The 19135-nt window shown below is 64.7% G+C and carries 22 protein-coding genes, 1 tRNA gene and 1 other RNA gene; 11 read left to right on the top strand and 13 right to left on the bottom strand.

The annotated features are described in order from the left end of the window. The first annotated feature begins 117 nt into the window (after window positions 1–117). Window positions 118–1143, top strand: coding sequence for a hypothetical protein (locus CDI09_RS14000; RefSeq protein WP_078525244.1), 1026 nt, complete (start codon window positions 118–120; stop codon window positions 1141–1143). A 76-nt stretch (window positions 1144–1219) separates the two neighbouring features. Here CDI09_RS14000 and thiE read toward each other — a convergent pair whose 3' ends face one another. From thiE to CDI09_RS13985, 3 genes are all read right to left on the bottom strand, one after another. After that, window positions 1220–1852 carry a thiamine phosphate synthase gene (thiE, locus tag CDI09_RS13995; RefSeq protein WP_078525242.1) on the bottom strand — a complete coding sequence of 211 codons (633 nt, stop codon included), beginning with the start codon at window positions 1850–1852 and terminating at the stop codon, window positions 1220–1222. 84 nt (window positions 1853–1936) lie between these two features. Next, the gene (locus CDI09_RS13990; protein WP_078525240.1) at window positions 1937–2857 is read right to left on the bottom strand and encodes a class I fructose-bisphosphate aldolase; all 921 of its coding nucleotides are present in this window, start codon (window positions 2855–2857) and stop codon (window positions 1937–1939) included. Window positions 2858–2916: 59 nt separating this feature from the next. Then, window positions 2917–3327: a hypothetical protein gene (locus CDI09_RS13985; protein WP_078525238.1), complete on the bottom strand. Its 411-nt coding sequence runs from the start codon at window positions 3325–3327 to the stop codon at window positions 2917–2919. A gap of 56 nt (window positions 3328–3383) precedes the next feature. Here CDI09_RS13985 and CDI09_RS13980 point away from each other — a divergent pair, with 56 nt between their 5' ends. The 5 genes from CDI09_RS13980 to CDI09_RS13960 all read left to right on the top strand — a co-directional run bounded on the left by CDI09_RS13980 (window position 3384) and on the right by CDI09_RS13960 (window position 5615). Further along, window positions 3384–3650 (top strand): hypothetical protein, encoded by a 267-nt coding sequence (locus tag CDI09_RS13980; protein ID WP_078525236.1) that lies wholly within the window; start codon window positions 3384–3386, stop codon window positions 3648–3650. A 3-nt stretch (window positions 3651–3653) separates the two neighbouring features. Then, window positions 3654–3995 (top strand): cell division protein ZapA, encoded by a 342-nt coding sequence (locus CDI09_RS13975; protein ID WP_078525234.1) that lies wholly within the window; start codon window positions 3654–3656, stop codon window positions 3993–3995. Between the two features lie 9 nt (window positions 3996–4004). Next, window positions 4005–4163, top strand: a non-coding RNA gene (gene ssrS, locus CDI09_RS13970) — 6S RNA. A gap of 9 nt (window positions 4164–4172) precedes the next feature. After that, entirely contained in the window at window positions 4173–4784 is a 612-nt protein-coding gene (locus CDI09_RS13965) for a 5-formyltetrahydrofolate cyclo-ligase (protein ID WP_078527831.1), read from the top strand. 15 nt (window positions 4785–4799) lie between these two features. Next, the gene (locus tag CDI09_RS13960) at window positions 4800–5615 is read left to right on the top strand and encodes a TIGR00282 family metallophosphoesterase (RefSeq protein WP_078525232.1); all 816 of its coding nucleotides are present in this window, start codon (window positions 4800–4802) and stop codon (window positions 5613–5615) included. A 77-nt stretch (window positions 5616–5692) separates the two neighbouring features. Here the strand turns inward: CDI09_RS13960 and CDI09_RS13955 are convergent, their stop codons facing one another. From CDI09_RS13955 to CDI09_RS13930, 6 genes are all read right to left on the bottom strand, one after another. Beyond that, window positions 5693–7147 (bottom strand): AMP nucleosidase, encoded by a 1455-nt coding sequence (locus tag CDI09_RS13955; RefSeq protein WP_078525230.1) that lies wholly within the window; start codon window positions 7145–7147, stop codon window positions 5693–5695. A 28-nt stretch (window positions 7148–7175) separates the two neighbouring features. Then, the gene (locus CDI09_RS13950; protein WP_078525228.1) at window positions 7176–8339 is read right to left on the bottom strand and encodes an energy transducer TonB; all 1164 of its coding nucleotides are present in this window, start codon (window positions 8337–8339) and stop codon (window positions 7176–7178) included. Between the two features lie 127 nt (window positions 8340–8466). Continuing rightward, window positions 8467–9252: an alpha/beta fold hydrolase gene (locus CDI09_RS13945; RefSeq protein ID WP_078525226.1), complete on the bottom strand. Its 786-nt coding sequence runs from the start codon at window positions 9250–9252 to the stop codon at window positions 8467–8469. Window positions 9253–9264: 12 nt separating this feature from the next. Next, a complete protein-coding gene (locus CDI09_RS13940) occupies window positions 9265–10308 on the bottom strand; it encodes an NAD(P)H-quinone oxidoreductase (protein WP_205836679.1) in 1044 nt (347 codons plus the stop codon). Window positions 10309–10490: 182 nt separating this feature from the next. Continuing rightward, window positions 10491–11951 carry a type I glutamate--ammonia ligase gene (glnA, locus tag CDI09_RS13935; protein WP_078525224.1) on the bottom strand — a complete coding sequence of 487 codons (1461 nt, stop codon included), beginning with the start codon at window positions 11949–11951 and terminating at the stop codon, window positions 10491–10493. A gap of 122 nt (window positions 11952–12073) precedes the next feature. Further along, window positions 12074–12403, bottom strand: coding sequence for a P-II family nitrogen regulator (locus tag CDI09_RS13930; protein WP_078525222.1), 330 nt, complete (start codon window positions 12401–12403; stop codon window positions 12074–12076). Between the two features lie 154 nt (window positions 12404–12557). Between CDI09_RS13930 and CDI09_RS13925 the strand changes: the two genes are divergently transcribed. Further along, window positions 12558–13763 (top strand): aminotransferase, encoded by a 1206-nt coding sequence (locus tag CDI09_RS13925; RefSeq protein WP_078525219.1) that lies wholly within the window; start codon window positions 12558–12560, stop codon window positions 13761–13763. Between the two features lie 44 nt (window positions 13764–13807). Further along, window positions 13808–13883, top strand: a tRNA-His gene (locus CDI09_RS13920). Between the two features lie 73 nt (window positions 13884–13956). Here CDI09_RS13920 and CDI09_RS13915 read toward each other — a convergent pair. Both CDI09_RS13915 and CDI09_RS13910 read right to left on the bottom strand, forming a co-directional pair. Next, entirely contained in the window at window positions 13957–14823 is an 867-nt protein-coding gene (locus CDI09_RS13915; RefSeq protein WP_078525217.1) for an SDR family oxidoreductase, read from the bottom strand. Further along, window positions 14823–16169 carry a hypothetical protein gene (locus tag CDI09_RS13910; protein ID WP_078525215.1) on the bottom strand — a complete coding sequence of 449 codons (1347 nt, stop codon included), beginning with the start codon at window positions 16167–16169 and terminating at the stop codon, window positions 14823–14825. The genes CDI09_RS13915 and CDI09_RS13910 overlap by 1 nt, the downstream gene beginning before the upstream one ends. A gap of 231 nt (window positions 16170–16400) precedes the next feature. On the opposite strand from CDI09_RS13910, the gene rplM reads away from it, so the two are divergent. Beyond that, window positions 16401–16883, top strand: coding sequence for a 50S ribosomal protein L13 (gene rplM / locus CDI09_RS13905; protein WP_061272411.1), 483 nt, complete (start codon window positions 16401–16403; stop codon window positions 16881–16883). 5 nt (window positions 16884–16888) lie between these two features. Then, window positions 16889–17392 carry a 30S ribosomal protein S9 gene (gene rpsI, locus CDI09_RS13900; RefSeq protein WP_061272413.1) on the top strand — a complete coding sequence of 168 codons (504 nt, stop codon included), beginning with the start codon at window positions 16889–16891 and terminating at the stop codon, window positions 17390–17392. Between the two features lie 105 nt (window positions 17393–17497). Here the strand turns inward: rpsI and CDI09_RS13895 are convergent, their stop codons facing one another. Together CDI09_RS13895 and CDI09_RS13890 are read right to left on the bottom strand one after the other, a co-directional pair. Then, complete coding sequence (locus CDI09_RS13895) at window positions 17498–17770, bottom strand: hypothetical protein (RefSeq protein ID WP_078527827.1); 273 nt, start codon at window positions 17768–17770, stop codon at window positions 17498–17500. A gap of 167 nt (window positions 17771–17937) precedes the next feature. After that, on the bottom strand, window positions 17938–18765 hold the full coding sequence (locus tag CDI09_RS13890) for a DNA/RNA non-specific endonuclease (RefSeq protein WP_078525213.1): 828 nt from the start codon (window positions 18763–18765) through the stop codon (window positions 17938–17940). 96 nt (window positions 18766–18861) lie between these two features. Between CDI09_RS13890 and CDI09_RS18270 the strand changes: the two genes are divergently transcribed. Further along, on the top strand, window positions 18862–19038 hold the full coding sequence (locus CDI09_RS18270; RefSeq protein ID WP_167370188.1) for a hypothetical protein: 177 nt from the start codon (window positions 18862–18864) through the stop codon (window positions 19036–19038). Window positions 19039–19135: the final 97 nt, after the last annotated feature.

The following is a 19135-nucleotide window of genomic DNA, read 5'->3' as shown; positions in this document are numbered from 1 at the left end:
TTAGTCTATCAGGATTTGCAACCCGCGGCCTCGCTGGTAAAAAGATCACCGGCCTCCTGTCGGCAGGTATTGATCCCGTTTTGGGTGCCTGAACCTGGTCATGGAGCTTTTCTTGCCATGTTGACGGATTACGACCTGCCCTCTGCGCTCGAGGCGGACCTCGTTGCGCTTGGCCAATGCCTGCTGGCAGGGATTGCGCCGCCCCCCGGCCTTGTCGCGGCGTGTGTTGCAAGGCTGGATGGCCTGCCAGCGGCGCAGGTTGTTACGGCCAGTGTACGGGCCGGACAGGCGTTGTGCTGTTTTTGTTACCCCGTAACAGACCCCCGAAAGGATCGCCGCCGCATATGCGGCGTGCTGGCCACCATGCCCATGCTGGCGCAGGTTCTCATAGTGCACCGCGATGGCCATGTGCGTGAGGCTGCCCTCAACGCGCTGGCCACCGTGCCGCGCTCGCCTTTCATGCTGGCAGCCCTTGCCATGCGCCTCAATGACTGGGCTGGCCCCGTGCGCGAGGCCGCTGCACGGTGTGCAGGCAGGCTGTTCCCGCAGGTTGCGCCCGATATTGCGGTCGCCATGGGCCTGGCCCTGCGGGCAAGCTGGCAGGACTGGACCCGCTGGGCACCCGCGCAGGCTGCCTGCATGGACCAGTTATTCGCCCGCCCCACCGTGCGGGTGCTGCTGGTCGCGCGGTTTGCCACCGCATGCGATGGCCCGCTGGCGGTGACCCTGCGCTATTTCCTGCGCACGCCGCTGCTTGATGTTGCGCTGCCCATGCTGGCCAGTATGGCCCGGCAGGCCAGCGTGCGGGCAACGGCGCTACAGGTGCTGTTATGGGGGCAGGCGCGATGGAAAACGGGCATCCGGCAGGAATGGGTGAACAAATCGCTGGGCCTCAACCGCCCCGCGCCAGAACTGACCCGGCGGAATGTCACGCTGCCCGTTGACCGTAATGCCCTGATCGCCACGGCCCTGCTTGACCGCTCCGCCATGGTCAGGCGCACGGCGCTGCGGGCATTGGCGTATTGCTGGCGGGATTTTCCCGATCTGGCTACGATTGTGCCTGTGCTTGAGGCAGACCGTAGTCCAACCGTGCGGCGATGGGCGGGCTATCTGCGCCAGCAGCAGGCACGGGCCATTAATTAACAGTTTCTGGGTGCCGCCTTTTTTTAAAAAGGCGGCGTCTTTCGAAGTTCTTTGAAAGACGCTTCTCCGGAAACTTTTATTCTTCCGCTGCGGCAATCGCCATGTTCATGGCCTTTACGCCGGCCCCCGGCCCCTCAGGGTGCGACCACACCGCGCTGATGACCGACAGGAAATCCGCCCCCGCGCGCACCAGCGTGCCGCAGTTTGCAGGTGTGATGCCGCCAATGGCCACCACCGGCAGTTCGATCATGCTGCTCCACCATGTGAGCAGCGCCGGATCGGCCCGCACTTCGGTTTCTTTCGATGGCGAGGGGAAGAACGCGCCAAACGCCACGTAATCCGCACCGGCCTCGCCCGCGCGCAGGGCCATGTCGCGGCTGTCATAGCAGGACACGCCAAGCTGGCGTTCCTCGCCCAGCATGCGCCGGGCAGTGGCCACATCGGTATCGTCCATGCCCACATGCGCCCCGTCGCAGCCACAGCTTACCGCAAGGTCGGGGCGGTCATTCATGATGAAGGCCACGTCACGCGCATGGGTCACGGGCTGGAGCACGTCCACCGCGCGGCGAATCGTGTCGTCATCCACGTTCTTGAGGCGTAGCTGCACCGCCGCAACCGGGCCTGCGTCGAGCGCCTCGGCCAGGAGGGGGGCGAAGGTGGCCGGATCAAGCGATTCGGGGGTGATGAGATAGAGCTGGCAATCGGTCATGTCGGGCCGATCCTATGCCACCGTGGCGGTGGCGAACAGCCCCCGCATGGCCAGCTTTGCCATGCGGGGGAGTGCGTGGAAGGATCAGACCTTCTGCGCGAAGATGTCGGTGATGTCACCGAGCAGCTTCAGCGCTTCGGCACGTGGGCGCTGGAAGGTGTTGCGCCCGATGATCGAGCCGAACCCGCCGCCCTGGTGGATGCCACGGATGGTGTCGAGCAGGTGCTCGGTGGTGGTGTGCTCGCCGCCCGAGAAGATCACGATGCGGCGGCCCGCAAAGGCCGACTGCACCACATGGCGGATTCGCGCGGGCAGGGTGGAAATATCGACCTTTTCATCGATATAGACCTTTTTGGCCGCAGGCAGGCACAGGTCCTCGGTAGGGGGCTTGACCTTGATGATGTGCGCGCCAAGTTCGGCGGCGATGTGGGCGGCATAGGCGCAGATGTCGATGGCCGTCTCGCCTGCCTTGTCGAGCATCGGGCCGCGCGGGTAGCTCCACACCACCACGGCAAGGCCCGCATTCTTGGCCTCGCGCGCCATCTCGCGCAGCTGCTCCATCTGGTGGAACTGGTAGTCGCTGGCCGGGTAGATGGTAAACCCGATGGCCGAGCAGCCCAGCCGCAGCGCATCGGCGACCGTGCCGGTCACGGCCTGGTTCTTCTGCGTGGTCAGGCTGTCGGAGCTGTTGCATTTGAGGATGGTGGGGATCTGGCCCGCGAACGTGCTGGCCCCTGCCTCAAGCATGCCGAGCGGCGCTGCGAATGCGTTCAGCCCGGCCTCGATGGCGAGCGAGTAGTGATAATGCGGGTCATAGGCGGGCGGGTTGGGGGCGAATGAGCGGCCCGGCCCGTGCTCGAAGCCCTGATCGACCGGCAGGATCACCAGCTTGCCGGTGCCCGCGAGCTTGCCGGTGTTCATGAGTCGGTACAGGTTGGCCTTGGTGCCCGGCGTGTCACTTTCGTAGTGGTCAAGGATCGCCTTGACCTGCGGTGTCAGTGTCATTTGTTGTTCCCCTTGCAATATGGGTGTCCTTGCATCCTGCGCCTGCCCGGACGGTTCTGTCATGGTATGTGGGAGGCACGCAGGTATCTTTCCAGCGCATCCCTCGCACCCTTTGCCGGCAGTTCCAGCGCGTGCGGGCGCTGGCGCAGCACGTGGCCGCCCGTCATGCGAGCCAGTGATACGAGTGCATGGTGCTGCGGCGCGGTGGCGCTGACAATGACACCGCTCAATCCTGCGCGCAGGGCTGCTGCCGCATGGCCCGCCGCCTGCCCGCAGTCCAGCCAGGCGGGCAGCGGGCAGCCCGCCACCAGCGCCGCCCACCACGGCACGCCCATGAAACACCCGGCACCGGGCGGGGAAACCACGGCGCAGTTTATGCGTAACGATGCCGCCGTGGCGGTGACCAGCGCCAGTTCCCCCGCGCCCGAAACCGTGACAGGCGGCATATAATGGTCATGTTTGTCGATCATGCTTGACGTTGAAACCGCACCGCGCGATCAGTTCAAGGGGAGGAACGAGGGAAAGGATGAACGTGTCTGATATTATCATGCCACCGGAACAGGACGCCACGCGCTCCCCCTCGGAGGCTGGAGAGAATCCGGCTGATCGCCTTGAACTCGCCCTTAACCGCATTGCCTTCGCCCTTGACCGCCGCGCCGGGCAGGCCGCCATCCAGCCGCCTGCGGCGCCCGATGTTGATCTGCAGGCGCTTGCCGCCAATATCGACGTGCTCATCGCCCGCGTGCGCGACGTGCTTGATGAGGGTGGGGAAACCACCAGCGGGGAGGAATAGGCCATGAGCCAGGTTACCGTGCGCATCAATGGGTTTTCCTACGCCGTGGGGTGCAAGGAAGGGCAGGAGAAACACCTCCAGGCCATGGCGCAGGAAGTCGAGCGCCGGATCGAGCGCATCCGCGAACTCGGCGGCCATAGCGGCGAGGGGCGGCTGCTTGCGCTTGCCGCCCTCCTCATGGCCGACGAGATCCATGACCTGACGGCGGAAAAGATGTCATCGGACACCGCCCACCAGCTTGCGCAGGGCCGACAGGCGCGCATCGAGAACGAACGCCGCGCAGAGCAGCTTGCTCACCTTGTCGAACGTGCGGAAAACATTGCGGACGCACTGGAAGAGGACTAAATAGAAAGGGCGGGGCTGCCGGGTGCGTCAGGCATGATTCAACCCCTGGGCCGATAAGCACTTCCTAGGGAGCTGGCACTGTCGTGATCGTGGTCACGTTATCTGGCGCCCACCTGCGTCAGCAGGTCCGGGAGGGCTGATCCGACCAACGGCCATGGCGGCTCCGTATCATTTTCCATGACTTCCATCGCAAACGAATCGTGGTCCACCGCGCATGCCAAACAGGCCCTGCGCGGCGTCATGGCCAGCAGGCGGGCCGCCTTCGCCACAGCGCCCGGGCGCGAGATGGCCGAGAAATCCCTCCAGCACCGCATGGTCCGCGCCCTGCGCGCCATGGCCGGGGCGGGGGAGGCCATCGCCCTTGTCTGGCCACTGCCCGGCGAGAGCGAACTCCAGCCCGTTATGCACGCGCTCCATGCCGATGGCCTGTGCATTGCCCTGCCCGAAACCACGCCCAAGGGCCATAAGCTGGCCTTCCGCCTGTGGCAGCCGGGCTGCGCCATGCAGGCGGGCCGCTATGGCACATCCCACCCCGAAGGGCCCATCGTGCAGCCTGATGTGGTGTGCGTGCCGCTGCTGGCATTTGACAGGCGGGGCATGCGGCTGGGATATGGCGGGGGCTATTATGATCGCACGCTGGCCAGCCTGCCTGCGGCGCGGGCCGTGGGGTTTGGCTTTTCCTTTCAGGAAGTGGCGTGCATCCCGACCGGCCGGTATGACGTGGCGCTGCCCGCGATCGTGACCGAGCGTGAATGGATCCGGTGTCGTGGTGACGGGCGGACGCGGTAGATAAAGGCTGTTTTCTTGAGAATACTGTTTCTGGGCGATATTGTCGGGCGCGTAGGCCGCGAGGCCGTCATTTCCCGCCTGCCCGCCCTGCGGCGCGATCTTGCCCTCGACCTCGTGGTGGTTAATGGCGAGAACGCCAGCCACGGCTTCGGTCTCTCGCCCGCCATTGGCCGCGACCTGCTTGAGGCGGGGGCCGATGTCATCACGCTGGGCAACCATAGCTGGGACCGGCGCGATCTCATCGGCCATATCGGCAGCGAGCCCCGCATCATCCGCCCCGCCAACTACCCGCCCGGCACGCCGGGGCAGGGCAGCGTGGTGGTGGAACTTGTCGATGGCCGCAAGGCGCTGGTGGTCAGCATCATGGGCCGGCAGTTCATGGATGCGATGGATGACCCCTTCCGCAGCGTGACCGACATCCTCTCGCGTCACCGGCTGGGTGTTACCATGCATGCCGCTGTGGTGGACGTGCATGCCGAAGCCACGAGCGAGAAATGGGCCATGGGCCATTTTCTTGATGGCCGGGTGTCGCTGGTCATTGGCACGCACACGCACACGCCCACGGCGGACCACCGCATCTTCCCCCATGGCACGGCTTTTCAGACCGATGCGGGCATGTGTGGCGACTATGACAGCGTGATCGGCATGGGCAAGGATGCGGCCATTGCCCGATTCGTGCGCAAGATGCCCGGCGAGCGGCTGCAACCGGCCGAGGGCGAAGCCAGCATCGCGGGCATGATGGTGGAAACCGATGATGCCACCGGCCTGGCCCGCCGCATGGCGCCGGTGCGGCAGGGCGGCCACCTTGCGCCCACGCTGCCGGATTTCTGATTAACGGATAAAAGCTTCAAAAGAACGCGGCCTTTTTGAAAAAGGCGGCATCCAAAAACTTTTATGACTTTAATGATTTAGCGGAAGGCAGGCTCGTCAAACCCGCGCAGCTTGCGCGAATGCAGCCGGTCTACCCCCTGCGCGCGCAACTGCTGCATGGTCTCGATTCCCACCACAAGATGCTGGCGCACGCGCTCGCGGTAGAAGGCATTGGCCATGCCGCGCAGCTTGAGTTCGCCATGCAGCGGCTTGTCCGAAACACAGAGCAGCGTGCCGTAAGGCACCCTGAAGCGGAAGCCGTTGGCGGCAATCGTGGCCGATTCCATGTCCACCGCAATGGCGCGGGATGTGTTGATGCGCGTGAACAGCGCACCCAGCCGCAGCTCCCAGTTGCGGTTGTCGGTGGTCATGACCGTGCCGGTGCGCAGGCGGGTTTTCACCTCGGCATCATGCAGGCCGGTCACGCGGGCGGTCACGTCCTGTAGCGCCATCTGCACCTCGGCAATGGGGGGCACGGGCACCCAGGGCGGCAGGTCGTCATCGAGCACATGGTCATCGCGCAGGTAGCCATGCGCCAGCACGTAGTCACCCAGCTTCTGGCTGCGCCGCAGCCCCGCGCAATGCCCCACCATCAGCCAGCAATGCGGGCGCAGCACGGCCAGATGGTCGGTAATGGTCTTGGCGTTGGCGGGGCCGACGCCAATGTTGATGAGTGTGATGCCATCGCCATCGGGGCGGCACAGGTGGTAGGCGGGCATCTGTGGCAGGCTCTGGCCCGCATGGGTGGCCGCGTGGGGGGACTCGCGGGTGTGGATGATCTCGCCCGGCTCGACAAAGGATGTATATTCCGACCCGGCATCCACCTGCGCATGCCCGTATTCACGAAATGCATCGACATAGCGCTGGTAGTTGGTCAGCAGGATGAAACGCTGGAAATGCCTTGGCGCCGTGCCGGTGTAGTGGTGCAGCCGCGCCAGCGAGTAATCGGTGCGCTGGGCGGTGAACAGGGCGAGCGGGCGCGGCACGTCGGGGCGGGGGATGTATTCGCAGTTGGCGATCGAATCGTCGGTCACGTGCAGGTCAGGCAGCGCGAAATGCGTCTGGATCCAGGCAAGGTCGGATTCGGTCAGCGAGGTCACCGCCTCCTCCATCACGTAGGAGAGCGGGATGGGCTGACGCGATAGTCCCACCATGACCGGCGTGCGGTAATGGTGCAGCAGGCTTGCGATCTGCTCGTACCAGTAGGCGCCGAACAGGGCGGGACGGGTGAGCGTGGTGCCATAGAATCCGGGCTCGAGCACCACGTCAAAGGGCGGGCGCGGCCCATCGGCGGGCAGGGGGGCTGCGGGCGTGAAGGCGAGATAGGGATAGACCGCATCCGCCAGGCCCGATGTATCGCGCGTGGCGAAGGCGTGGCGGATCAGCCCGGCGGCATGGTCATAAAGCTCGGTAATGCGGGCCACGGCGGCATCGGCATTGTCGAAGGCGTGGAAGTCATGCCCGGCCTGGTGCAGGAGCTGTTCTGTGTCCATGGCGATGAATCTCCTTGTGCCCGTGCGCTTAGCGGCGGATCAGGATGTAGTTGATGGTCAGGTCAATGGGGAAGGTATCGCCCTGCATGTCGGGCGGCACGGGGGGTAGCTGGGCGTTGCGGAATATGCCTGTCGCCGCCGCGTCAAGGTAGTACGAGCCGGATTGCCCGGTCAGGCGCACCTTGGTCACGCGGCCGTCGCGATCGACTTCCACATGAACCGAAGCCGGGCCTTCCTCGCCAGCCTGGACGGCTTCCATGGGGTAGTACAGGTGGCTGTGGATCCAGCGTTGAAGTTCCTCGCCGTAATCGTCGCTCACGCCCTTGATCTGGGTATTGGTGGAGTAGGGGGCATTGATCTTGCCATTCTGCACTACCGGCCCCAGCGAGAGGTCGATCGGCCCGCCTGTGCCGCCCGCGCGCCCCTGCCTGCTGCGCCGGGGAAGGGGGGAGGCGGAGAGCGACCAGTTCATCGGGTGCTGCAGCGCCGCATAGGCATTGGGCGAGGACTGGCTGTGCGACTGCTGGGCCGGGCGGCTGCCGTGGCCGGAGTTCTGCATGGCGGGGTTGAACCTGTCCTGCTGCTGCGACTGCGGCACCGACAGGTCGGAGGGTGCTTCGCTCAGCGGCGGGGCGGAGGGGGTGTCATCGGTCGGGGCATTGGCGGAGGGGGACGAATCCTCGCTGTTCTGCTGCGGGGTGTTGGTCTTTTCCTGCGCGCTGGCTTCGGGTTCCTTGTCCTGCTGCTGCCTGTGGGCGTTCTGCCCGCCCGCCATGTCAGGCGAGGACTGGCCCTGCAGCCCGCTGGAGGTGGGGGGCGAGAACACCATCTCCACCTGCGGCTCCGTGCGCGTGGCGTCGGGCGTGCCATGCTGGCTATGATGGGCGGATTCAATCAGGATCGCGGCCAGCAGGGCGGCATGCAGCAGCCCCGATATGGCAATGGCGCGCCCGGGGCCGGGCGTTTCCACCGTGTCGGGGCGGATCAGGCCCGACATCATGGGGCGCAGCTTGCGGTAGCCGGGCGGCGGCGGCACGGGGTTGCCGGGCAGCAGCCTTTCGCGCTCGGGCGGGTTGTACTGTTCCGTGCGGCCATTGCGTGGCAGGCCGCCCCCAGGTGGCGGGTCGCGGGGGATCAGTACGGGCTCCACGGCCTCTGGCCGCCGGGAGGAGGGACTGAGTGTCACCGTCATGAAAGGCTGCGGGTCTCCGCCGTGTGGGTCTGGTGCCGGGGCCTGCCTGCCTGCCCTGGCATGTTGCCAGCATAACTGACGCGGGGGGGGGGCCTGTCAAGGACCGGATGCGTAACGGAGGGCTACTTCAGTAGCTTTCGACAAAGTTTTCCAGCAGTTCGGCGAATCTCTCCGGGTTTTCGACATGCAGCCAGTGCCCTGCCCGTTCGATCAGTTCAAGCCGGTAGCACGGAAAAAGCCTGCGCATGATGGCATAATGTTCGGGACGGATATAGGGCGAATTCCCGCCCGCCAGGAACAGCGTGGGGCCGGGATAGGTATAGCCTTCGGGGATGTAGGGCCAGCTCTCGACGTTGGACATCGATTCCACCATCTCGCGCAGGCCGATGCTCCAGCCGGGGTTTTCCCCCACACGGATGTTCTGCAGCATCAGTGCCCGCACATCGGTGTTGGGGATGTAATGCTGGAGCAGCCGCTCCGCCCCCGCCCGGTTGAGAAAGGGCGGAAACGGCACCCGCAGCATCTGCTCGCCCAGTGCAAACTGCCCGTGGCCGGTGCGCGCGGGCGGAATGTCGGCCACGAGCAGGCTGTGGACCATGCCCGGCCGGGTCAGGGTCATGGCCACCTTGCCGCCCATGGAGTGGCCGACCAGCGTTGCGGGCAGTGCGTTGTGGTGGGCCAGCGTTTCCAGCAGGTCGCCCGCCATGGTGTTGTAGTCCATCAGTCCGTGCGGGCTTTCGCCATGGTTGCGCAGGTCGATGGCGAGCGTGCGCCGGGTGCGTGCGAGCCTGCGCTGAAAGAAGCCAAGGTTGCGCGCCCGCCCGAACAGCCCGTGCAGCAGGACGATGGGGGGCCTGCCGGCCGTGTCGGGCCCGGTTTCATCGGGTCCGCGCTCAATGACGTTCAGTAGCACCAGCTTGTGTTCCTATCGTCCGGTCGTCTGTCGGGGCGGCTGTTGCAGGTCCAGCATGATCTTGCCCATATGGGTTCCGTTTTCCATGAGTTTATGGGCGTCGGCAACCCGCGCCAAGGGGAAGGTGGCATGGATGAGCGGGCGGATGGCCCGCCGGGTCAGCAGCGGCCAGACATGGGCCTCGAGTTCGCGGGCGATTTCGGCCTTGTAGGCCGCATCACGCGGGCGCAGCGTGCTGCCGGTCACCACCAGCCTGCGCGTCATGATGCGCGCAAGGCTCACGCCATCGGCCTTGGCCCCCCCCTGGAGCGCGATGATGACCAGCCGCCCGCCAACGGCCAGGGATTTGAGGTTGCCGTCCATATAGGCCCCGCCAATCATGTCGAGGATGACATTCACCCCCTCGCCATCCGTCAGTTCCTTGATGCGCGTGGGGAACGCCTCGGTGCGGTAGTTGATGGCGGCTTTTGCGCCCAGTGTGGTGCACAGGGTGCATTTTTCGTCCGTGCCGGCAGTGGCGTAAACCGTGCCGCCCAGGGCATGCACAAGCTGGATGGCGGTAGTGCCGATGCCGCTGGTGCCGCCATGCACCAGCACGCTTTCACCGGGCTTCAGCCCCGCCGTCATGAACAGGTTGGACCATACGGTAAAGAACGTCTCGGGCAGGGCTGCGGCGTGCGGGGCGTCAAACCCTGCGGGCCAGGGCAGGCACTGGCCCGCAGGCACGGTGCAGTACTGCGCGTAACCCCCGCCATTGACCAGCGCGCACACCCGCGCGCCCAGCGCGGGAAAGGCATCGGGCGGCACGCCTTCGCCAATCGCCACGACCTCGCCCGCTACCTCCAGCCCCAGCAGGGGGCTGGCACCCGGCGGCGGCGGATACAGGCCCTGGCGCTGCATGATGTCGGGGCGGTTGATGCCTGCGGCCATCACCCGCACCAGCACCTCGCCTGCGCGGGGCACGGGCACGGGCATGGTGGAGAGGCACAGGGAATCGGGGCCACCCGGTTCGCTCACGGTCACGGCCTGCATGGTGGCGGGGGGCATCTGGGTCATGGTCTGTCCTTGCGCTGATGGAGGCTCCCAAGGTGTAGGCGATATGGCGGCTGCGACCAGTGCGCGGACCACGCAATCGAGCAAACGTGCGCGTGGCCGTGAGGCCGGACATGAAAAAAGCGCCGGAACCCGTAAGGTTCCGGCGCTTTTCATGTCGGCTCTGTTCCCCGTAGGGGGCAGGATCAGACGGAGTAGTACATCTCGAACTCGGCCGGGTGCGGCGTGTGCTCGAACTTGTAGACTTCCTGCCACTTCACTTCACAGTAGCTCTCGATCTGGTCCTTGGTGAACACGCCACCGGCGAGCAGGAACTCGTAATCGGCTTCCAGCGCGGTCAGGGCTTCACGCAGCGAGCCGGCCACGGTCGGGATCTGCTTCAGTTCCTCGGGCGGCAGGTCGTACAGATCCTTGTCCATGGCATCGCCGGGGTGGATCTTGTTCTTGATGCCGTCGAGGCCGGCCATAAGCATGGCGGCAAAGGCGAGGTAGGGGTTCGCGGTCGGATCGGGGAAGCGGACCTCGACGCGCTTCGCCTTCGGGCTGGTCGCATACGGAATGCGGCACGAGGCGGAACGGTTGCGGGCGGAATAGGCCAGCAGCACGGGGGCCTCGAAGCCCGGGATCAGACGCTTGTAGGAGTTGGTGGACGGGTTGGTGAAGGCGTTGAGCGCCTTGGCGTGCTTGATGATGCCGCCGATGTAGTACAGCGCCTCATCGGACAGGTCGGCATAGCCGTTGCCGCCAAAGGTGGGCTTGCCGTTGCGCCAGATGGACTGGTGCACATGCATGCCAGAGCCGTTATCGCCATAGATCGGCTTGGGCATGAAGGTTGCCGTCTTGCCGTAGGAATGGGCGACGTTGTGCACGCAGTACTTGTAGATCTGCATGAAGTCGGCGGAGCGGACCAGCGTGTCGAACTTGGTGCCCAGCTCGTGCTGCGACTGCGCCACTTCGTGGTGGTGCTTCTCGATGGGCAGGCCCATCTCGCCCATGGTGGTCAGCATTTCGGCGCGCAGGTCGCCTTCGCTGTCAACCGGGGCCACGGGGAAGTAACCGCCCTTGACACCCGGACGGTGGCCCATGTTGCCCTCGGGGTAATCCTTGAGCGACGCGCCGGGGCCTTCGATGCTTTCGAGCTCGTAGGTGCCGAAGTTCGGGCCGGTGCCAAAACGCACGCTGTCAAAGATGAAGAATTCGGCTTCGGGGCCGAAGAAGGCGGTATCACCCAGGCCGGTCGACTTGAGGTACTGCTCGGCCAGCTTGGCGGTGGCGCGGGGATCGCGGTTGTAGAACTGCCCGGTGGAGGGCTCCACGATATCGCAGATCAGGATCAGCTGCGGCTTGGCGGAGAACGGGTCCATCACCGCGGTGGTCGGGTCAGGCAACAGGATCATGTCGCTTTCGTTGATGGCTTTCCACCCCGCGATGGAGGAGCCATCGAACATGAAGCCTTCGCGGAAGGTGTCATCCTCGATCGTGGTGACGTACTGGGTGGTGTGGTGCCACTTGCCACGCGGATCGGTGAAACGCAGGTCAACCATCTCGACCGCGTTTTCCTTGATGATCTCAAAAACCTTCGCGATGGCTTCAGCAGAATGCGACGGTGTGGAAACCGAGGCTGAAGCCTGTGCTTTTTTTGCCATTGTTAATTACCTGTCCTGACTTTGGTGTGCGGTTCCATGCGGCGCGGCGGTTATGGTTACGGAAACGCAAGGCCGCTGTCGATAGGCCAGCCGCCATGAGACCCATGTTTGCAGGCCAACCCTCAGATGGCGTCAGGCCCGCGCTCGCCCGTGCGGATGCGGATCACCTCGCTGACTGGAGTGATGAAGATCTTGCCATCGCCGATGCGGCCGGCGGCCATGATGGCCTCGACCGCGCGCTCGGTCATGTCATCGGGGCAGACGATTTCAAGCTTTACCTTGGGCAGGAAGTCGATGATGTATTCCGCGCCGCGATACAGTTCCGTGTGGCCCTTCTGGCGGCCAAAGCCCTTGGCCTCGGTGACGGTAATGCCCATCAGGCCGATCTCATGCAGGGCGTCCTTCACCTCGTCGAGCTTGAAGGGCTTGATGATGGCCTCGATCTTTTTCATGCCTGTTGGTCTGTCTTCCGTCTCATGGCATCTGTAGCGCATGCCGCCCGTGTTGCCGTGGCAGGGTTGCACGGCTTTCGTTTTCAGGCAATCGGGTGATATGGGCAAAAATGCGCATTGCCCGCACCCATGCGCATACGGACAGGATAAGACGATGAAACCCGCCAACGCGATGCTTTCAGGGCTGCCAACCACCATATTTTCCGTCATGTCGGCCCTGGCCGTGGAGCATGACGCCATCAATCTCGGCCAGGGCTTTCCCGATACCGAAGGCCCGGCCGACCTTGTCGAGGCCGCGGCAGGCGCCCTGCGCGACGGGCGCAACCAGTACCCCCCGCTTGCCGGCCTGCCCGAGCTGCAGGGCGCGGTTGCGCGGTCAAACGCGCGTTTTTATGGCATTACCGTCGAGCCCGCGCGGGAAGTGGTGGTGACATGTGGCGCGACCGAGGCCATCACCGCCTCGCTCATGGCGCTGGTCAACCGGGGCGACGAGGTGGTGGTGTTCGAACCGCTATACGACACTTACCTGCCGGTGCTGCGTCTGCTCGGCGCCGTGGTGCGCACCGTGCGCCTCGCTCCGCCGCGGTGGGACCTGCCGCGCGCGGAACTCGCGGCCGCCTTTACCCCGCGCACCAAGGCCATCTTGCTCAACACGCCCATGAACCCCACCGGCAAGGTGTTCACGCGTGACGAGCTGGAATTCATCGCGGGCCTGGTGGCAAAGCATGATGCCTATGCCGTGTGCGACGAGGTGTATGAACACCTCACTTTCGCGCCAGCCCGCCACCTGCCGCTCATGGCGCTGCCGGGCATGCGCGAGCGCTGCATCCGCATTGGCAGCGCGGGCAAGAGTTTTTCCATGACCGGGTGGAAGGTGGGCTATGTCACTGCGCCCGCGCCACTGGCCGCCCTCGTGGCCAAGGCGCACCAGTTGCTCACCTTTACCGTCGCACCCAACCTGCAACGCGCCGTGGCGGTGGGGCTGGACAAGGATACCGCCTATTTCGAGCGGCTGGCCGAGAGCATGCGCTCCGCGCGTGACGGGCTGGCCAAAGGGCTGCTTCGCGCCGGATTCGACGTGCTGCCGTGCGATGGCAGCTACTTCCTGATCGCCGATATCACGCCGCTGGGATTTGCGGGGGGTGACGTGGCGTTTTGCCAGCAGATGACGCGCAGGGTGGGGGTGGCGGCCATTCCCGTCTCAGCCTTTTATGATGATACGGGCGCGGATATTCCCGGCCGCTATGTGCGTTTTGCGTTCTGCAAGAAAGCGGGCGTCATTTCACAGGCGGTGCAGCGGCTGCAGGGCGTGCGCGCACAGCTCTGCGCGGAAAATGTCATGAAAATGCAAAAAGGGTAATTGACGGGTCTGTCCGGCTTCTCTAAATAACCGCTCCAGTTGTGGCGGACGTAGCTCAGTTGGTAGAGCGCCGGTTTGTGGTACCGGTGGTCGCGGGTTCGAGCCCCGTCGTTCGCCCCAACCCGTATTTCCCTGAAAAATCAGAGATCTTTTGCTGAAGCCTCCCCCGGAAGGCTTTGTCTTCTGTCGCGTTTCAGCAAAAGGCCCCTACCCCGAACGTACGGGCAAGCCCCGCCGCCAGCGGCAGGGGCATAAGCCCGAGCTGCGCGTGCATGGGGGCAATATCGAAAATCTTGTCTTCCTGAAGCCGCCGGATCTCGGCGGGCGTAATGGTGGGCAGCCCCGGCAGCCTGAGCCGCGCCAGCGCCATCAGCACGGCACTCGGCACCGGCAGCACCGGCCGCGGCCCCAGTCCGGCGGCCACGGCTACCATGCGCGTGAAGTCCCGGTAGCTGACCTGATCCCCCCCTGCGATAACCAGACTATGCGGCCCATGCCACGCGCGCCCGATGGCGGCGAGCAGCGCACGGGTGACGTCACCCTGCCAGATGGGCTGGAGCCGCGCGCGCCCGCCGCCCGGTAGCGGCAGCACCGGCAGGCGGCGCATCAGGGCCGCCAGGCGCTGCACATTGTTCTCGCCCGTTGCGCCATAGATCATGGTGGGGTGCAGCAGCACGCCGTCGCGGCCTGAGCCTGCCAGCGCCTGAGCACCCTCAAGCACGCCGCGCGCATGGGCATCGGGCCAGCGGGTAAAGATGCGCGTGCTGCCCAGGGCCACGATTCGCGCCTGCGGGGGGGCTGTGGCCAGCACTGCGGGCAGGTGGCGGGCATGGGCGGTCAGCACAATGGTGGTGGCGTCATGCAGGGCGTGGCGCAGGCGGGCGGGGTCATGCGCAAGGTCGGCCAGCCGGGCGGGAATGGGCAGGCGGGCTGCCTGCCAGCGCGCCGTATCGCGCACGATGGGCACGACATTGCGCCCCCCGGCCCGCAGCGCCCGGCACAGCGCCAGCCCCGAGCGGCCATTGGCCCCGATGACATGCACGGGGCCGGAGCGGGGCATCAGGGCGTGGAAATGGTCAGGCCCAGCGGGGCCGCGACCGACGGGTCGCCCGCCATCGACAGGGCCACACCGAGCATCATCAGGTTGACCGGCTTCATCGGGCGCAGCGCGATCTGCAGCGGGTGGTCCTGCGGCGATTGCAGGAACCGGCCCATGGCGCGCAGCGAGGCGTCATCGGAGGAGGCCAGCGAGGCCAGCAGGTTCTGGCGGTAGATTTCGGGGTCGGTATCGCGGCTTTTGGCCAGTCCGGCCAGCACATGGGCGGCCAGGGAGTGGTCCTCCCATGTCATGGCGGCGGAAACGATGCGCGCGGTCTCGGGGATGATGGCCATGTCATCAAAGGGAATCTGGTCCAGCTCGGCCACCACGGTCAGGTTGCCCATGTCGGCCGACTCGATGGTCATCGGTTCAAGATGCACGCGCCCGGCACTGCGGTCGCTGGTGCTGTTGATGTGGATGTTGCCGTTGAAATGGTCATAGCCGAACGCATTGAGAATCGTCTGGTTATCCGTGCCGGTGGACCACAGCATGAAGTTGCTCAGGGTCGTGTCCATCTTGTCCTCCGTCGCGGTGGAGAAGCTGGAGGTGGCGACATGGTCGATCTGGAGCATGGGGTGGGTGCTGTCGATCTCCACCTTCCTGAGGTCCATCGTATGCGGATGGCTTTCATGGATCAGGTGGCCCGACTGGATCAGACTCGCGACCTCGCTGGCAAAATCCGGCCCGTCGATCTTGATGTGATCGACCGAGATGCGGCGCGTGGGCGTGAGGTTGATCTGGGTGGCCAGCCGGTCGAGATCGAGATGCGAGGCGCGGCCCATCCCGTACTGGTCCACGGTCATGTGGGCGACGGTCACATCGGTCTGGCTGGCGGGAATGGCCAGGTGCATGTTGGTGAACGTGCCCTGATCCAGCACGAGGGAATCGAAGCCGAGCGGGCGGCTGGAATCAGCGCTCGCACGGTCGGTATTGGGCAGGACCAGGTTGTGCAGGTCCACCTCGTCGAGCGAGATGGAGCTGGTCTGGGTCATGATCTTGACATCGCGCAGCACGATGCTGCCGATCTTCTCGCCCTGCACGTTGTTGCCGGTCAGCCCGCCGAGCCGCACGTCAGCCGCGATCAGCGTCATGGCGGGGTTGTGGTAGGTGACGGCCGTGAAATGCGCGCCGCGCGCCAGCGTGCGCGGCCGGGCCGTGGCGTAGCTGAACGTGGCATTCGGCCCGATGGAGGCGCGGAAGTCGGCTATGCCGGCTTCAAGCCTGTGCTGGGCAAAGTGATGCACCCCCCAGCTGCCAACCAGCAGCACCAGTACAAGCAGGGGAATGGCGGGATAGAGTTTCTTCACGAGGCTGATATCCGTAATGACCGTGAACTGACTGCTATCGCATTGTGCCCCTCCTCGGCAATCGCCCGTGGGAAGGTCGTGATGCGAAAGATGGCGGTATCATGATACCACACACGATTTTTTAGCGGAAAAATGCCGCCTGAGAGGGATTATGTGCTTGACGTTTGCACATGATGCGGCTGATAACGCGCCACCTGTTACCGCTACATTACTGGACGGAACACTAGATCCATGAAGACCACACTTTCGCTGAAGCCCGCCGAGGTGACGCGTGGCTGGACCCTGATCGACGCCGAAGGCCTCGTTCTTGGCCGTCTGGCCGCCATCGTTGCCCAGCGCCTGCGCGGCAAGCACAAGCCGCAGTTCACCCCGCACGTTGATTGTGGCGACAATATCGTCATCATCAACGCCGAGAAGGTTCGCCTGACCGGCAACAAGGTTGACCAGAAGCTGTTCCATTATCACACCGGCTACCCCGGCGGGATCAAGGAGCGCACCATCACCCAGCGCCTGACCGGCAAGAACCCCGGCCATGTCGTGCGCAAGGCCATCGAGCGCATGATTACGCGCGGCCCGCTGCAGCGCGCGCAGATGAAGCACCTGTATGTCTATGCTGGCGCCGAGCACCCGCATGAGGGGCAGAAGCCGCAGGTTCTCGATGTTGCATCGCTCAACCGCAAGAATGCCGTCAACACCCAGAAGGTCGGGGGCTGAACCATATGTCTGAAACCCAAGAACGTACGGGCACGCTCGCTGACCTCAAGGAAGCCGTTGCTTCCGGCCAGGTGACGTCCGCGCAGGAAGCCGCCCCGGTTTACGAAGCCAAGCGCGATGCGCAGGGCCGTGCCTACGCCACCGGCCGCCGTAAGGATGCCGTGGCCCGCGTGTGGATCAAGCCGGGCAAGGGCGATATCATCGTCAATGGCCGTCCGGTCGGCACCTACTTCGCGCGCCCCGTGCTGCGCATGCTGATCACGCAGCCCTTCCTGGTGGCTGACCGTTACAACCAGTTCGACGTGTACTGCACGGTCGTTGGTGGTGGTCTGTCCGGGCAGGCCGGTGCGGTCCGTCACGGCATCAGCCGTGCGCTGACCCACTACGAGCCCGCGCTGCGCAGCATCCTGAAGGCCGCTGGCTTCCTGACGCGCGATTCGCGTGTTGTTGAACGTAAGAAGTACGGCCGCGCCAAGGCCCGCCGTTCCTTCCAGTTCAGCAAGCGCTGATCCGGCTTTTTCCGCAGCCCTGCGCTGCGGGAAACGGGTTTTTCAACGGGGTCGGTCCAGCAATGGACCGGCCCCGTTGTGCGTTTGGCAAGGGTGGGTGCCCTGTTACATGAAGGGATTGTCCACCTTGGCGGGTTTGCGCGGTGGCAGGGCATCGGGCAGGTCTTTCTGTGCCTCGAGCGTCGTGACAACCTGCTGCATGAACGCCAGCAAGGCCTGCGCGCGTGCCAGTCCGGCCCTGTCGCGGCTAAAATCCGTCTGGCCATAGAAGGCGATGCTGTCGGTGCCGTTTTCCACCGTCATGCCGCCAATGGTGCGGCTGGCGCTGTTATCGGCAAAAGGCACGAGGGCGGTAGATTTGGGGGCGTGGGCGGTCATGGTCATGTCTCCTTCATCCAGAATATTTCCCGGTGGCAGGGTGAAAAGCCTACCCGCAAACCATCAGAAGTTTTTGGTGAAGCTTTTTTCAAAAAACTTCAGGGACCACCGCTTTTTTGAAAAAAGGCGGCAGCCCAGAGCTTTTGCCGTTTTTTATCAAAGCATTCTTACCAGCGATAATACACACGCCGCTTGCTGCGGCGGCGGGCGTGCTTCGTGGCCGTGCGGGCATGCCCAAGCGGCAGCGCCATGCAGGTCTGCTTGGCGCTGGCTGGCAGCGCGGGAAAGGGATCGACGCCGGTGATATGGGTCAGTTCCGCCACGCTGACATGGCTGCAACCGGGGCTGCGCGCCACATTATGGCAGACATACACGCCAGATTGCTGCCTGCGCGGGTCATAGACCGCTTTCCATGTGGAGGTGGGCACAAGCACCCTGTCAGCCCCGATGGCCGACAGCCTGCTTGAGTGAAAAGCCGGGCCGGTGACCACGTAAAGGTTGCCCGTGCGCAGGGCCAGGTTTCGCACCGCGGATTCGATCTCGGCCCAGCGGCCCCGGTTCAGCACCGGGCGCTGGGGCACGATGTTGGAGAGCGCGAAGGTTTCCTGCTGGGTCTGCCGGTCGGGCATGTCGCCCGAGGGCGCCATGTGCCCACGATCGAAGCCGGAGCGCACGTAATCCTGGAGTTCCGCGCGTGCGCCGGGGGTAATACGCGTGTCAGGGTGAAATTCGCCTTCACGCGGGGTTTGCATGGCGGCGCGGATCATGGCGGTGTCGAGATGCTCGGCCACCCAGAGCGGCTCACGCGCCAAAGCGGAATACAGCACGGCAAAGCGGGTGCTGCACAGGAGTTGCGTATCACGCGCCAGTTTTGGGTTATCCACCACGGGCAGTTTCTGGCCTGTGCCAAGTTCCGCGCAGTTCTGGGCATGGGCTGCGCGGTTGGGCATGGTGGCCAGCAGGACCATGGAAAACAGCAGCGCGGACCAGGTCATGCGCGGGCAGAGAAAGGGAAGGGGCACGCTCTGGTGTTATCCATCTGTTCTGGTAAAATGGTGGCTTATCCATGAAACATCTGATGGAACAGGGCAATGGCTGAACGACCCGATCAAGGCAATCCGCGCCAGCCCTTTATCATGAACCGGCGCGAACTGCCCCCCACCCCGCGTGAGCGCCGGTTGCGGCTGGCCCTGCGCGTGGTGACGCTGCTGCTGCTGGCGGCGGCGCTGATCGATCTCGGAGTCCAGTTCATCAGGCACCGGACCTAGCAGCCTGTCGGGTTGGGCATTTTGCGGCTGATAACGCCGAGGCTGACCCGGCTTATGCTGCCTGAAGCCGTGCCATTCTTTTGCAGTTGTATGCGAG

Origin of the sequence: Komagataeibacter nataicola, from assembly GCF_003207795.1 — a bacterium.
In the GTDB taxonomy this organism is placed as follows: domain Bacteria; phylum Pseudomonadota; class Alphaproteobacteria; order Acetobacterales; family Acetobacteraceae; genus Komagataeibacter; species Komagataeibacter nataicola.
Note: the sequence above shows the minus strand (reverse complement) of the source record. Positions and strands in the feature narration are given on the sequence as shown.

What these genes read in the sequence shown, in the direction of transcription:
- CDI09_RS14000 (WP_078525244.1), top strand. Translation starts at nt 118, where the DNA reads ATGTTGACGGATTACGACCTGCCCTCTGCGCTCGAGGCGGACCTCGTT.
- thiE (WP_078525242.1), bottom strand. Translation starts at nt 1,852, where the DNA reads ATGACCGATTGCCAGCTCTATCTCATCACCCCCGAATCGCTTGATCCG.
- CDI09_RS13990 (WP_078525240.1), bottom strand. Translation starts at nt 2,857, where the DNA reads ATGACACTGACACCGCAGGTCAAGGCGATCCTTGACCACTACGAAAGT.
- CDI09_RS13985 (WP_078525238.1), bottom strand. Translation starts at nt 3,327, where the DNA reads ATGATCGACAAACATGACCATTATATGCCGCCTGTCACGGTTTCGGGC.
- CDI09_RS13980 (WP_078525236.1), top strand. Translation starts at nt 3,384, where the DNA reads ATGAACGTGTCTGATATTATCATGCCACCGGAACAGGACGCCACGCGC.
- CDI09_RS13975 (WP_078525234.1), top strand. Translation starts at nt 3,654, where the DNA reads ATGAGCCAGGTTACCGTGCGCATCAATGGGTTTTCCTACGCCGTGGGG.
- CDI09_RS13965 (WP_078527831.1), top strand. Translation starts at nt 4,173, where the DNA reads ATGACTTCCATCGCAAACGAATCGTGGTCCACCGCGCATGCCAAACAG.
- CDI09_RS13955 (WP_078525230.1), bottom strand. Translation starts at nt 7,147, where the DNA reads ATGGACACAGAACAGCTCCTGCACCAGGCCGGGCATGACTTCCACGCC.
- CDI09_RS13950 (WP_078525228.1), bottom strand. Translation starts at nt 8,339, where the DNA reads ATGACGGTGACACTCAGTCCCTCCTCCCGGCGGCCAGAGGCCGTGGAG.
- CDI09_RS13940 (WP_205836679.1), bottom strand. Translation starts at nt 10,308, where the DNA reads ATGACCCAGATGCCCCCCGCCACCATGCAGGCCGTGACCGTGAGCGAA.
- glnA (WP_078525224.1), bottom strand. Translation starts at nt 11,951, where the DNA reads ATGGCAAAAAAAGCACAGGCTTCAGCCTCGGTTTCCACACCGTCGCAT.
- CDI09_RS13930 (WP_078525222.1), bottom strand. Translation starts at nt 12,403, where the DNA reads ATGAAAAAGATCGAGGCCATCATCAAGCCCTTCAAGCTCGACGAGGTG.
- CDI09_RS13925 (WP_078525219.1), top strand. Translation starts at nt 12,558, where the DNA reads ATGAAACCCGCCAACGCGATGCTTTCAGGGCTGCCAACCACCATATTT.
- CDI09_RS13915 (WP_078525217.1), bottom strand. Translation starts at nt 14,823, where the DNA reads ATGCCCCGCTCCGGCCCCGTGCATGTCATCGGGGCCAATGGCCGCTCG.
- rplM (WP_061272411.1), top strand. Translation starts at nt 16,401, where the DNA reads ATGAAGACCACACTTTCGCTGAAGCCCGCCGAGGTGACGCGTGGCTGG.
- rpsI (WP_061272413.1), top strand. Translation starts at nt 16,889, where the DNA reads ATGTCTGAAACCCAAGAACGTACGGGCACGCTCGCTGACCTCAAGGAA.
- CDI09_RS13895 (WP_078527827.1), bottom strand. Translation starts at nt 17,770, where the DNA reads ATGACCGCCCACGCCCCCAAATCTACCGCCCTCGTGCCTTTTGCCGAT.
- CDI09_RS13890 (WP_078525213.1), bottom strand. Translation starts at nt 18,765, where the DNA reads ATGACCTGGTCCGCGCTGCTGTTTTCCATGGTCCTGCTGGCCACCATG.
- CDI09_RS18270 (WP_167370188.1), top strand. Translation starts at nt 18,862, where the DNA reads ATGGCTGAACGACCCGATCAAGGCAATCCGCGCCAGCCCTTTATCATG.